Origin of the sequence: Colwellia sp. C2M11 (assembly GCF_018860915.1) — a bacterium.
Lineage (GTDB): Bacteria > Pseudomonadota > Gammaproteobacteria > Enterobacterales > Alteromonadaceae > Colwellia.
In genome coordinates this window covers 44,660-56,868 of the sequence record NZ_JAHKQD010000027.1, presented here as the reverse complement: position 1 = coordinate 56,868, position 12,209 = coordinate 44,660, and the positions used below count along the sequence as shown (strand labels likewise).

14 protein-coding genes are annotated in these 12,209 nt (G+C 36.4%); 8 read left to right on the top strand and 6 right to left on the bottom strand.

From position 1 onward, the window contains the following. Nucleotides 1–537: 537 nt before the first annotated feature. On the top strand, nucleotides 538–783 hold the full coding sequence (locus tag KO509_RS18000) for a hypothetical protein (RefSeq protein WP_252727448.1): 246 nt from the start codon (nucleotides 538–540) through the stop codon (nucleotides 781–783). 84 nt (nucleotides 784–867) lie between these two features. Continuing rightward, nucleotides 868–1,422: a hypothetical protein gene (locus KO509_RS08025; protein WP_215972763.1), complete on the top strand. Its 555-nt coding sequence runs from the start codon at nucleotides 868–870 to the stop codon at nucleotides 1,420–1,422. Between the two features lie 320 nt (nucleotides 1,423–1,742). Here the strand turns inward: KO509_RS08025 and KO509_RS08020 are convergent, their stop codons facing one another. Continuing rightward, nucleotides 1,743–2,108 (bottom strand): cupin domain-containing protein, encoded by a 366-nt coding sequence (locus KO509_RS08020; RefSeq protein ID WP_215972762.1) that lies wholly within the window; start codon nucleotides 2,106–2,108, stop codon nucleotides 1,743–1,745. A 76-nt stretch (nucleotides 2,109–2,184) separates the two neighbouring features. Then, on the bottom strand, nucleotides 2,185–2,835 hold the full coding sequence (locus KO509_RS08015; protein ID WP_215972761.1) for a YidC/Oxa1 family membrane protein insertase: 651 nt from the start codon (nucleotides 2,833–2,835) through the stop codon (nucleotides 2,185–2,187). 179 nt (nucleotides 2,836–3,014) lie between these two features. On the opposite strand from KO509_RS08015, the gene KO509_RS08010 reads away from it, so the two are divergent. Then, a complete protein-coding gene (locus KO509_RS08010; RefSeq protein WP_215972760.1) occupies nucleotides 3,015–4,334 on the top strand; it encodes a M20/M25/M40 family metallo-hydrolase in 1,320 nt (439 codons plus the stop codon). 109 nt (nucleotides 4,335–4,443) lie between these two features. On the opposite strand, the gene KO509_RS08005 is transcribed toward KO509_RS08010, so the two are convergent. After that, nucleotides 4,444–5,160: a Sir2 family NAD-dependent protein deacetylase gene (locus KO509_RS08005; protein ID WP_215972759.1), complete on the bottom strand. Its 717-nt coding sequence runs from the start codon at nucleotides 5,158–5,160 to the stop codon at nucleotides 4,444–4,446. Continuing rightward, nucleotides 5,157–6,173 carry a kelch repeat-containing protein gene (locus tag KO509_RS08000; RefSeq protein WP_215972758.1) on the bottom strand — a complete coding sequence of 339 codons (1,017 nt, stop codon included), beginning with the start codon at nucleotides 6,171–6,173 and terminating at the stop codon, nucleotides 5,157–5,159. The genes KO509_RS08005 and KO509_RS08000 overlap by 4 nt, the downstream gene beginning before the upstream one ends. Nucleotides 6,174–6,618: 445 nt before the next feature. Between KO509_RS08000 and KO509_RS17995 the strand changes: the two genes are divergently transcribed. After that, nucleotides 6,619–6,927 carry a hypothetical protein gene (locus KO509_RS17995; RefSeq protein WP_252727447.1) on the top strand — a complete coding sequence of 103 codons (309 nt, stop codon included), beginning with the start codon at nucleotides 6,619–6,621 and terminating at the stop codon, nucleotides 6,925–6,927. A 322-nt stretch (nucleotides 6,928–7,249) separates the two neighbouring features. On the opposite strand, the gene KO509_RS07990 is transcribed toward KO509_RS17995, so the two are convergent. Continuing rightward, nucleotides 7,250–7,546, bottom strand: a complete 297-nt coding sequence (locus tag KO509_RS07990; protein WP_215972756.1) for a hypothetical protein — start codon at nucleotides 7,544–7,546, stop codon at nucleotides 7,250–7,252. Nucleotides 7,547–7,864: 318 nt separating this feature from the next. On the opposite strand from KO509_RS07990, the gene KO509_RS07985 reads away from it, so the two are divergent. Genes KO509_RS07985 through rlmM form a run of 4 tightly spaced genes read left to right on the top strand, consistent with a single transcriptional unit; the run spans nucleotide 7,865 to nucleotide 11,006 of the window. Next, nucleotides 7,865–8,797 (top strand): transcriptional regulator GcvA, encoded by a 933-nt coding sequence (locus KO509_RS07985; RefSeq protein ID WP_215972755.1) that lies wholly within the window; start codon nucleotides 7,865–7,867, stop codon nucleotides 8,795–8,797. 58 nt (nucleotides 8,798–8,855) lie between these two features. Next, nucleotides 8,856–9,515, top strand: coding sequence for an alpha/beta family hydrolase (locus KO509_RS07980; protein WP_215972754.1), 660 nt, complete (start codon nucleotides 8,856–8,858; stop codon nucleotides 9,513–9,515). Beyond that, on the top strand, nucleotides 9,508–9,930 hold the full coding sequence (locus KO509_RS07975; protein ID WP_215972753.1) for a DUF423 domain-containing protein: 423 nt from the start codon (nucleotides 9,508–9,510) through the stop codon (nucleotides 9,928–9,930). The genes KO509_RS07980 and KO509_RS07975 overlap by 8 nt, the downstream gene beginning before the upstream one ends. Next, nucleotides 9,927–11,006 (top strand): 23S rRNA (cytidine(2498)-2'-O)-methyltransferase RlmM, encoded by a 1,080-nt coding sequence (rlmM, locus tag KO509_RS07970; protein WP_215972752.1) that lies wholly within the window; start codon nucleotides 9,927–9,929, stop codon nucleotides 11,004–11,006. The genes KO509_RS07975 and rlmM overlap by 4 nt, the downstream gene beginning before the upstream one ends. Before the next feature lie 62 nt (nucleotides 11,007–11,068). On the opposite strand, the gene KO509_RS07965 is transcribed toward rlmM, so the two are convergent. Next, on the bottom strand, nucleotides 11,069–12,076 hold the full coding sequence (locus KO509_RS07965) for an isocitrate dehydrogenase (protein ID WP_215972751.1): 1,008 nt from the start codon (nucleotides 12,074–12,076) through the stop codon (nucleotides 11,069–11,071). Nucleotides 12,077–12,209: the final 133 nt, after the last annotated feature.

Genomic DNA, 12,209 nt, shown 5'->3' with positions numbered 1-12,209 from the left:
TTTTTGATTGTTAAAAGAAACCAATCCAGTTAGAGTATTTAAATTAATAAATAATATAAAAACGAGTAATTCTACAGGCTCGTTAGCTATACAAGGAACGTACATATCAAACTTCTAGCATTTTTATTATTATTTTCTCCTGTTTTTGTAAATGCGGCTGAAATATATGAACAATTTCCTGATAACGTAGATCCAAACGGAAAATATGTTTTTTATTCCCATGGGAAAATAGTTGAGGGAGAAAATACTAATCCTGTCAGCCCCCGTTGGGGAGAATATGACTTCCCAGAAGTTAAAGATGCTATTTCAAGCAACAACTACAATCTCATTGCATATCACAGAGTTCAAAACACTAATCCAAAAACGTTTGCCCTTAAACTAACAAACGACGTTAAAAAATTAATTACTCTTGGTGTTAAACCTCAAAACATTACACTTTTAGGTTTCTCTCGTGGCGGGGAGATTACTATTTTAGCTTCACGTCACATCCAGAACCCAGATATCAATATTATTCTTTTAGCTAGTTGTGCTAATTTCATGAAGAATAATGAAAACTTTGAAGTTTACGGTAATATTTATTCTATTTATGAAACATCTGATATGGTTGGTTCTTGCCAATTTTTGATCAATCAAAGCCCTGGTGTAAATTCATTTAGAGAAATATCTATTAGTACAGGTAAAGAACATGGTGCATTCTTCACTCCTATTATAGAGTGGGTTAAACCCGTTAAAAATTGGCTTGGTCGAACTATAAGCACTTCAACAAGGACAGATGGTGGTTAGCTCCTACGCTGTGCTTTGGATTATAGTCAACCACCATTAGCCTGTTAGGCTATATATTTCGACCATCTTACTCCGAGGATAAACATGACTGAAAATCAGTTAAAAAAATTGAAATACTACGTGATTGCAATTACCGTATTATTCATAGCTGGACACCTGTGGTGGGAGCATTTAAATGGTGGAATATTGAGCCATCACTTAATACACCATTCTGATTATCCTGCAATATCAAACTGGTGGGGGCTATTAATTCTCCCATTCTTAGCGTGGCTTTCTATAGCGCGCATAGAAAAACGTACAATTTTTCAATCTGGTGATTCACCAGTAAAAGAAAAAATTTCAAGAGGAATACTTATTGGTTTTTTCGGCATGCTGATTTTAAGTTTTGTGCAGTCATTCAGCTTTAGTGTCGGCTACGAGAGCGTTGCAATTTACTTGTCTTTAGGTTTGGTAGTAGTTGGTTTATTCCTGCCTATATATAGAGCGGAGTGTATTTTTGGTTATGTATTTGGCTCAATAGTTTTTACTGGCGCAATAATTCCGCTCATAGGTATATTGGTAATAGCGGGGATTTCATGGTTTTCTCATGTATGTATAAAGCCATTAGTTTTTCGAGTTATTAGGGCGCAACCGCAGTAGTCTAGCCTAACAATCCTTGTCATTCGGGTCTTCGGCCCCTGCGACGCTCACGAGTTCGCGCGCATGTGCGGGGCGTTGAGGCTGTAGAATTTCTTCAAAAAGACGGATTTACGTCTTTTTTATATTTCTTCAATTGTTTGTTTTTTAAGCTTAAAGCAAGTTTCTCGCTGTGATCTAATAGATATTATTCACTGATAGCAAAATATCATGGCCAATTATAAATCCGAGATATGCGCTTTAGTATTTAAAGATTGACTTAGTCGCGTCATAAGGTCGGGGTTAATTAAACGTTTACCATCTATTTTTCTGCTACGTAATCATTATATCCAAACATCATTTTGGGCAGTAAGTGTACTGTCAGAGTCTCCTGTATTTACAACACCTTTGGGTTCAACAATCATAATTTTGCATTCATTGTTGGCAAACGGCTTATGTTCAACACCTTTAGGGATCACAAACATTTCTCCCGAATTTAATGTGACAATACCATCGCGAAATTCGATGTTAAGTGTACCTTCTATAACAATAAATACTTCATCTGTGTCAGGGTGGTCGTGCCAAACAAACTCACCTTCAACTTTTACTAACTTAAATTGATAGTCATTCATTTCGGCTACCACACGTGGTGACCAATGTTCGGTAAACTTCGTGAACTTATCCTTAAAATTAATTACATCGTTATTCATGTTTATTTATCCTATTTAATGATCGACCGTATTAAAGTGACATTGTTAGCTTAGCCTAACAATGAGCTTATAAATGTTAAATAGTGTTGCCTGCTTCCTGTTGATGAAAGTAGCGATTAAGTGCCAATGATTGCAGTAAACTGGTAACGCTTGAGGTTGCCCAATATAAACCGATAGCAGATGGAAAATTGATTAAGGTAATAATACAAATAATTGCGGGAATAACAAATAACAAGGTGCTAGTTTGTTCTGCGCTACCGGGCATCATAATCATAGAAAAATAAGTAATTACTCCAACAAGTAATGCCAATGCTACGTCAGGTTTTGCAATATTAACAATCCAAGCAAACTTACTATTAAAGATTACTTGTTGAAGAGCTTGAAACATACCTAATCCAAATACACCTTGGCTTGCTATATTCATCACACTATTTTTATCTAAAAATTTAATATTGTGTTTTTTATATAATGCCATGGTACGTTTAGCTATTTCATTCGGGCTATCTTTATGTGTCGCTTTTATTTTTTCTAATTCAGGTTTTATCGCCGCCATGGCTTTCTTGTTTTTATACATATTTGCCATAGCGAAAATATTAACAGGCATTAATATTAAGCGGCCTATAAGCGTCACACAAATGATTGCTATCGCCTCACTAATACCTGCTTCATAAGTAACAAACTCGATAGACTGTACAATAAACGCTATAAATATATTCCAAATATCCATTTTAATAACTCACTAGTGCGACATAATATGTCAAGATAGCTATTATGACATATTATGTCAATGTGTTTTGTTAAACTATTTTATGTTTTACTGTTGTATCACCGATGCATAATTTCTATTGAATACTATGTACTTTTGCTTCATATTTAATACACTTTTTACTTCTATATTATGCTGTTATGTCATTTTTAAAATTTAGCCACAGACTCATTATTACGCTTGCATGTACGTTACCACTGACAAGTTACGCTGAACTTGATGAAAACGAAAAACAAATAGTCAAGCAGGTTGAAATCAATGTTCCCCAAGCGATCCAACAAATAGAACAAGCTGTAAATATTAATAGTGGTTCACTGAATATTGAAGGTGTTAAAAAAGTAGGTAAGCTTGCAAGCGAACAGTTAGCTGCAATTGGATTTAAAGTAGAATGGCTTGATGGCAGTGCATTCAAGCGAGCAGGGCATGTACTTGCAACACATGAAAGTAGAAATCCCAGCGCAATAAAAATACTGATGATCGGCCATCTTGATACAGTTTTTGCAAAACATGATGATTTTACTACTTATAAACAACTTGGAGCTAATCAAGCTAGCGGTCCAGGCATTGCTGATATGAAAGGCGGTAATACCATAATAATTACCGCGCTTAAAAGTTTACAAGCCCTTAATTTACTTGAGAACGTTAGCATAAAAGTATTACTGACGGGTGATGAAGAAAGTAGTGGTCGCCCATTAAATTTATCTAAAAAAGCAATTGTTGACGCGGCTGAGTGGGCCGATGTAGCGCTTGGTTATGAAAATGGCGATAATAATATTAAAACCGCAATGGCTGCTCGACGAGGTTATGTTGGCTGGAGACTAAATATAAGTGCAGCTGCGGCACATTCATCACAAATTTTTAGTGAAAATGTCGGGTATGGTGCTATTTACGAAGCATCACGCATTTTAAATAGCTTTAGAGAGCAACTTGCAACACAACCTAATTTAACCTTTAATCCAGGGTTAATTGTAGGTGGCACTAACGCTGACTACGATAGCGTTAATTCATCAGCGACAGCATTCGGTAAAAGTAATGTGATAGCTCAAACGGTACATGTCGCTGGCGATTTACGCGCGCTTTCACCTGAGCAAGTCGAAAAAACCAAAAAAGTAATGCAGCAAATTGTGGCTAAAAATTTAAATGGTAGTAAAGCTGAACTGGTTTTTGAAGACGGTTATCCGCCAATGGCGTTGACTGAAGGAAATAAAAAACTATTAGCATTATACAGCGAAGCTAGTCAAAATTTAGGCTACAACAAGGTGGTCGCAGCTAACCCTAGAAATGCTGGCGCAGCCGATATTTCGTTTGCTGCCAACCATGTTGATATGGCACTTGATGGACTAGGGCTAATGGGGAGTGGTGCACATACTAAGAACGAAAAGGCTGATTTAACCAGCCTTGACAAAAACATAAAAAAAACAGCATTACTTATTTATAGACTTGCAAATCTAAAACGATGAATTTAAGTTTCAGCATAAAAAGTGCTCATAATTAGGTTAACTAAAACCACTTGTTGAATTTATACTCTGTAAAATATTTTCTGATAAGTGGTTTAAGTAAATAAGTAAGTTAAGAGTTTTGAATATACTCAAGTGCACTCATTTTTTTATAATTAACATTTGAGTGCAAAATATGAACAGGGTTTGGATCAACAACTTCAACGGCTATATTGTAATTACGCGCAATATCTAAAGCCATTTGCGTAATATTCACACTAAATGATGTCCCCATAAATACTATTTTATCGGCGTCTCTCATTCGTTTTTGCGCTTCACTTATTCTGTAAAGTTCGGTGTAGTATTCATCAAATAAAAGTACAAAGGGCTTATAAGATTGATTAAGTACAGGCGCTTTTTCTTGAATATTAAATATGTCAAATAAAGAGGCATGTAAACGGCTTTCATCAACACTTTCCCATGGTGCATTGAGTGGTGTTACATCTTCGCTTTGCTCATGAAATAGCGTCATTTGGTCGAGTCTGCCATGAATAGCAATGTAGTTTTTATTACCAGCTTTACCGTCAAGCCCATCAATATTTTGTGTTATTACGTTTTTATCACTTAGCCAATGGTGAACATCATTTGGGCCATGATTGCGGTAAGTTGCAAAGCGATGATAATACCAAGCTAAAAACTCTTTTGGTGAATTTTCATACATTGCTCTAGTCGCCATTTCCATCGGAGTATAATTTTTACTACCTATAGTCCAATAGCCATCTTCGCCTCTAAAAGTGGGAATTCCACTCGCTGCACTTACTCCTGCACCTGTAATGTATAGTGTATTCACTTTTCTACCTCATAACCTAGTACGTCAGCTGTTACTTGTTGTTTGTCATTCATACCACCAATACGATATAAAATACCGTTGTGTTCAAGCAATCCACGGTGATCCATACTGGGTATCTTAGTAGGTGATAATGTTTTCCATTCATTTTTTTCTATATTAAAACGCCATACATGATTGCTTGCGGGGGCAGGTTTACCATTATAACCAATGCCATTATAGTTATAAGGCGTATTAGAGCCGGCTAGCATGTAAATGTCATTGTTGTAATTAGTTGCAGCCATGCGGTAATGTGCGCTGCCAGTTGGGTGCGGCAAGGTGCGCCAGTCTATTTTTTGGGGATTAACGGGGTCAATTGTACCTTTTAAACACTGTGCTAAACCTTTAAATGAACGCCGAGAATCAGGATTTGCTTGAGTTTTTACACCATCACAAACAACAATAGTATTGCCACTAATGGCAGCTGCCTGCCCAAATACAGGTTCACCTAAAAATGGCGAAGCTTGTTGCCATGTATTGGTTTGAATATCATAAATTTGTACTAAATTTACGTTCCCATCATTATGCCAGCCACTAATTAAATATATGTAACGAGCTTTATAGCTTAGTGCTACGCTATCATCTACTGGAACAGGCATACTTGCTAGCTGTGTATATGTGTTTTTTATTACGTCGTATTTATAAACATCAGGGCTTGAAACTTCATAGTGATCGCTCGCTACGGTATAGCCACCAAATATGTAGGCATATTCTCCTAACCCAACAGCAGTGCTCGCTAAACGTCCTTTTATTGTTAAACTTGAAGGCACGTTAGCTTTTGCTTGCCATTGTTCATCACCTATTCTTAGTGCCCATACTTTATTGTGTACATCGTTATATTGTTTATTTTTACTTAATCCCATAAAGCTTAAAAAATAGGTGTGGTTTTGTGAGGTAACTTTGGCAACAGCATTATTGGTAACGGGTTCAGATAAAGGGGGAAGGGTTGATAACGCAAGAGATAAAAAAAGGCTCATAAGGTAAAAAATTTACTAGTAATTTATATGCTTAGGTTAAATTATTTTTTCATTACGAGAAAGTCTTATTATTGTAAATTGGCTAAACGACTCCCCTTAAATTTAGGTTCAAAAATTAAAGTTATAATGAAATTGATAACCTAAAACCATTAAATCCAATAATGGCACGATTTTAGCTTTTTTTATTTTTATGCTATATCAAACAGGAATCAGACAGATGAAACCATACGTACCAATTATTGTTGATGTTGAAGCCTCTGGATTCGGTTCTTTAAGTTATCCCGTCGAAATAGGCATAGCCTTACCTAATGGTGAGCGATACTGTTCACTGATTGCCCCAGATCCTACATGGCTGCATTGGGATCCTGAAGCTGAAGCTCTTCACGGCCTGAGTAGAGACAAACTAATTACAAATGGAAAAAGCCCCAAAGAAGTGTGCCAGAGCTTGAACGCGCTACTAAAAGGGGAAACACTTTACTCTGACGGTTGGACTGTCGACTACCCCTGGATACGTACTTTATTTCAAGCTGGTCGAGAAGATATTACTTTCAGAGTAAGTGCATTGGAAATGGTACTAAAAGAGGAAGACTTCTTGAGTTGGGACAAAACCAAAGCAATGGTTCGTGAGAAAATTGGCGCAGGTCGACACCGTGCAAGCTGGGATGCCAGAGTTATACAAGAGACATTTTTAGAGCTGCAATCACAAAAGAAAAAGGTAGGCTTTGCCCCAACAGAGAACACTTTTGTCGACTAATGCACTGTAAGTGTTCAGGATTTAGTTTTTAGAAGTTGCTACGCCAAAAGCTTATTACAGTAATTAATATTGGTTCGTCGCTTCAAACCTTTGTGCTCACAGTAATCTGTTAATACTTCATTGTGTCCTACCAACACTTTGAGCGACTGACTCCTACATGTTGCTGACTTTAACAAGTAGCAATGATCATATCGTTAGCGAGATTGGTATTAACCTACTCAATAAGTTAGCAGATAAAGAAAGGGCGTAATACAATGCGTATTACGCCCTTTTTTATTTAAATGTGCGAGCATTTATCGGTTATTTTATCAGTAAGTCGTACTTACTCACTCATAATATTATTTTTGCTTAGCGTTATTACTTCGCTTTGATTCACAACAACTCTTTCTTTCGCTATCATCTCACTAGCATTATCTTGTATAGTGCTAGGGGTGATAGTAATAGTTGAAAATGTTACGGCTAAGTTAGCTTGTGCTTGGTTAATCAAGCTTTCTTGTTTAATCGGCTCTGCTTTAATTAAGTCAGAGGCTTGGGCAATTGATGCTAATCCAGAAGCAAAATAAACCATTACGGCTGATGTAGCTACAATAGCTAGTTTATATATGTTAATACTTTTCATGTCTTATTCCTATTTGACCTAATAATAAATTTTTCGTTGGTGCCATCTTTCGGCTGATAGATTTATTAGGACTTTCCTCGCGCTTGCTCTTTTTCGCAATATGCAAGCAGAGATAAAATAGCACTGCTCACACTTTTTGTTAGAACCTTGAGATGATGTCCTTCATCTATTGGCGCTATAATACTTAAAAAAGCATAGAATTTAAAACGACAAATAATCATGTTATTCATTAGAAAAACTAATGAATAGTTGGTATGCTGTGTTCTAAATAATTTATGTGTAAATTCACTTTTATATTAATATGGAATCAGGTGTAACTTGGCTAGTAGATTACCACCATTAAACGCATTGCGTGCATTTGAAGCATCGGCTAGGCAGTTAAGTTTCACGCGAGCAGCTGAGGAGTTATTTGTCACGCAAGCCGCTGTAAGTCACCAAATTAAAGCGCTAGAAGAGTATTTAGGCATTAAATTGTTTATGCGAAAAAACCGCTCTTTATTGTTGACGGAAGAAGGGCAGTCATATTATTTAGATATAAAAGATATTTTTAATTCACTCTATGATGCAACTGAAAGGTTACTTGCTCGTGGCGCTAAAGGGGCTATTACGGTTAGTTCACAAGCAAGTTTTGCCATACAATGGCTTGTGCCACGTCTTAGTGCTTTTAACGCCTTACACCCCGATATTGATGTGCGAATAAAAGCGGTAGATCAAGCTGAAAACTCACTCACTGAAGATGTTGATGTCGCTATTTATTATGGTCGCGGTCGTTGGCCGAATATTCATGCCGATAAATTACATACTGAGTATTTAATTCCTGTTTGTTCTCCTTTACTACTGCAAGAAGGGGCGGCGAGTGGTAAACCGCCATTATTATCGTTAGATGACTTACAACATCATACCTTATTGCATGATACGTCGCGTAGAGATTGGAAGCGTTGGTTTAAGCAAGTAGGTGTTAAGGGAACTAATGTGAATCATGGTCCTATTTTTAGTCACTCTGCTATGGTAGTTCAAGCTGCTTTATATGGTCAAGGTGTAGCATTAGCCTATAGTGTATTAGCGAAACCGGATATTGATTCTGGGCGCTTAATTTGTCCCTTTAATGATGTATTAGTTAGTAAAAATTCATATTTTGTTGTCTGTCGCGAATCTCAAAAAGATATAGGTAAAATAGAAGCGTTTAGGGATTGGTTACTTGATATGGTTGAATCAGAGCAAGAGCAAGTTAAAAATGGTCAAATTACGTAAGGTATTCAACTCAATTTTCCTTAGTGAAAAATTTTATCCACCGGAGTAACAGGCGACAATGATAAGTAAGCTAGAAAATAATGTTGATAATCCTATCGCACAAATTATATTTGCTCATGGTGCTGGCGCAGATATGCATCATGATTTTATGCAGCAAATAACTGATTTATTTAATCAGGTTAACATTAATGTATTAAGATTCAATTTTCCTTTTATGGATAAACGTATTGCGCTTGGAAAGCGCTACCCGCCTGATAGAATGCCAAAGCTAATTGAGTGTTATAAAGACGTTATTAATGACTTAGTCACTACAACTAAGAGCGTTAAACCGTTACCTTTATTTATTGGCGGTAAATCAATGGGTTCTCGTGTTGCAGCAACCTTAGCAAGTGATGATGATATTTTACATAAAATACAAGGTGTCTTTTGTTTAGGCTATCCGTTTCATCCAGCTAAAAATACTGAAAAATTGCGATTGGAGCCATTAAAAGAGACACAAAAAAAAGTGCTAATAGTACAAGGTGAACGTGATGCCTTAGGCTCTGAAGATGAAATTATGAATTATGAGTTATCTAACTTGTGTCAGTGCGTTTTCTTAAACGACGGCGATCATAGTTTAAAACCAAGAGTGAAATCAGGATTTACCCACGCTCAACATATGCAAAGTTCAGTTGACATTATCAAACAGTTTATTCAGGAAAATACCCAAAATGAATAAAGAGGCGCAAATAGGACATCATAAGACGAGTATAATAAAATATTTAATGATTTTTGTTGGCGTTAGTGGCTGCTTTTCTGTACTATTCGGCGCTTGGCTTGCTCACGCAGGACAGGCGTTATCTGTTAACGTGCAATCAACATTAAAAACAGCATTACAATATCAGTTATTTCACACTTTAGCTCTTTTAGCAGCATTAATTTGGGCTATAACTAACTTACCCATTAGAAAACCCTCTAATATATTGTTAGCTGCTTGTGCCGGTTTTGTGATTGGTATTATGTTTTTTAGCGGTGGCATTTATATTAAAACATTTTTCAGTTTTCCCATTATTGGTAAACTAACGCCATTTGGCGGAATATCATTGGCAGTTGCTTGGTTACTCTTGTCAATTGAAGGTAAAAACAACTTATGACTTCTATCGTATTATATTGTCGACCAGGCTTTGAAAAAGAGTGTGGCGCTGAAATTCAAGAAAAAGCCGCATGGAATGAAATGTATGGCTATTTAGAATTAAAAAAGAATCAAGGCTTAGTCTTTTTTCATCTACAAGTATCAGAGCATGGTGAAGCTTTATTAAAAAAATTGCCACTTAAACGTCTTATTTTTACGCGTCAATGGTTTGTGACCTTAACTGAAAAGATTGACTTACCGGATTATAATCGCGTTGAAGCTATTGTTGAGTCATTAGGAAATGAATGGCAGTATGATGATCTGCGCATGGAAATGCCAGACACGAATGATGGTAAAGAATTAAGTAAATTTTGTCGGAAATTGGCGGTACCATTACGACAAGGACTTCGTAAAGCAAAGATATTAACGAATAAAAAAACTGACTTTAAAGCAGAGGAAGGCGGTGCGGTATTACATGCTTTGTTTTTATCTGGCCAAGAAGTTATTTTAGGGTTTTCATTGGCAGATAATAGTTCGCCGCATGTTATGGGAATTCCGCGTCTTAAATTTCCAAGCCAAGCCCCTAGTCGCTCGACCTTAAAACTTGATGAGGCCTTTCTATACTTCATTCCGCGAGAAGAATGGGATACTCGTTTAACTTCAGGAATGAATGCTGTTGATTTAGGCTCTGCGCCTGGAGGATGGACCTACCAACTTGTGCGTCGAGGCATGATGGTTACTGCTATTGATAATGGTCCTATGGCTGAATCATTAATGGAAACAGGGCAAGTAAAGCATAAAATGATGGATGGTTTTAAATACCTTCCAATGAAGAAAAATGTTTATTGGCTTGTTTGTGATATGATTGAGAAACCACAAAAGGTTGCTAAATTAATGAGTGAATGGCTATTAGATGGTCATTGTAAAGAAGCTATGTTTAATTTGAAGTTACCTATGAAAGGTCGTTACCAGCAAGTCAATGAAGATTTACAAACAATTAAAGATGCGTTTGCTAAGCATCAAGTGAAGTATGAATTATATGCAAAACATTTGTATTATGATCGTGAAGAAGTCACGGTGCATGCAAGACTAATCTAGTAATCTAGTTGAAAGTTGCGAGTAATATATACTCGCAACTTATTTTTACTTTAAGCTTTTATCTATAGTCTTTCTAATAAAGCTTCAGTGAAATCAGTTGTACCATGCGTACCACCTAAATCACGTGTAGTACGATCGCCAGTAGCAATAACATCAGTTAACGCGTTTCTGATTTTTTCTGCTTTATCGCTCATTTCTAAATATTCAAGCATTTGTAATGCAGCTAAAATAACAGAAGTTGGGTTAGCTAGGTTTTTACCTGCAATATCCGGAGCACTACCATGAACAGCTTCAAAGATTGCACAATCTTCACCAATGTTTGCACCAGGAGCCATACCTAAACCACCAACTAAACCAGCACATAGATCAGATAATATATCACCGAACAGGTTAGTAGTAACAATAACGTCAAATTGTTCTGGATTCATTACTAACTGCATACAACAGTTATCAACTATCATTTCAGTTGATTCAATGTCAGGGTAGCGTGCTGCTACTTCACGAGCTACTTTTAAAAATAGTCCTGATGTTGACTTTAAAATGTTAGCTTTATGTACCGCTGTTACTTTTTTACGACCTTCTTTGCGAGCTGTTTCATAAGCGAAGGTTAAGATTTTTTCAGCACCGTCACGAGTAACGATACTCATAGCTTCTGCTTGTGTTCCATCTTCAGAAACCGTTTGACCTGCACCAGAATACATACCTTGAGTATTTTCACGTACAGTTAAAATATCAATGTTTTCATAACGTGCTTTTGTGCCTTTAAAAGACAAAACTGGACGTAAGTTTGCGTAAAGCTTAAATTGTTTACGTAAAGTAACATTAATTGAAGTAAATCCTTCACCAACTGGTGTAGTTAATGGACCCTTTAATGTTATTTTGTTTTTTTCGATAAGATCCATGGTTTCTTGTGGCACCAATTCGCCATGGTTTTCTAATGCAGTTAGGCCCGCATCGGCAAATTCATAGGTAAAGTCACAACCAGCTTTATCTAAAACTTTAATTGTTGCTTCTATAATGCTTGGGCCAATCCCGTCGCCAGGGATTACTGTAATAGTTCGTTTGGTCATTTTTTTTGCCTTGTGATAAAAGGGAGATACTAAGCTTTAAGTATTTAATAAATAATGTTATTTATTGTTCATAACGTATTAACTAGAGATAATTATCTAATTAATACGTCTATGGTGTGCTTTATATCATGTA

Excerpts from the sequence above, each read along its gene's own strand:
- KO509_RS08015 (WP_215972761.1), bottom strand. The coding sequence starts at position 2,835 with ATGGATATTTGGAATATATTTATAGCGTTTATTGTACAGTCTATCGAG.
- KO509_RS08020 (WP_215972762.1), bottom strand. The coding sequence starts at position 2,108 with ATGAATAACGATGTAATTAATTTTAAGGATAAGTTCACGAAGTTTACC.
- KO509_RS07965 (WP_215972751.1), bottom strand. The coding sequence starts at position 12,076 with ATGACCAAACGAACTATTACAGTAATCCCTGGCGACGGGATTGGCCCA.
- KO509_RS08025 (WP_215972763.1), top strand. The coding sequence starts at position 868 with ATGACTGAAAATCAGTTAAAAAAATTGAAATACTACGTGATTGCAATT.
- rlmM (WP_215972752.1), top strand. The coding sequence starts at position 9,927 with ATGACTTCTATCGTATTATATTGTCGACCAGGCTTTGAAAAAGAGTGT.
- KO509_RS07990 (WP_215972756.1), bottom strand. The coding sequence starts at position 7,546 with ATGAAAAGTATTAACATATATAAACTAGCTATTGTAGCTACATCAGCC.
- KO509_RS07980 (WP_215972754.1), top strand. The coding sequence starts at position 8,856 with ATGATAAGTAAGCTAGAAAATAATGTTGATAATCCTATCGCACAAATT.
- KO509_RS08010 (WP_215972760.1), top strand. The coding sequence starts at position 3,015 with ATGTCATTTTTAAAATTTAGCCACAGACTCATTATTACGCTTGCATGT.
- KO509_RS08000 (WP_215972758.1), bottom strand. The coding sequence starts at position 6,173 with ATGAGCCTTTTTTTATCTCTTGCGTTATCAACCCTTCCCCCTTTATCT.
- KO509_RS07975 (WP_215972753.1), top strand. The coding sequence starts at position 9,508 with ATGAATAAAGAGGCGCAAATAGGACATCATAAGACGAGTATAATAAAA.
- KO509_RS18000 (WP_252727448.1), top strand. The coding sequence starts at position 538 with ATGAAGAATAATGAAAACTTTGAAGTTTACGGTAATATTTATTCTATT.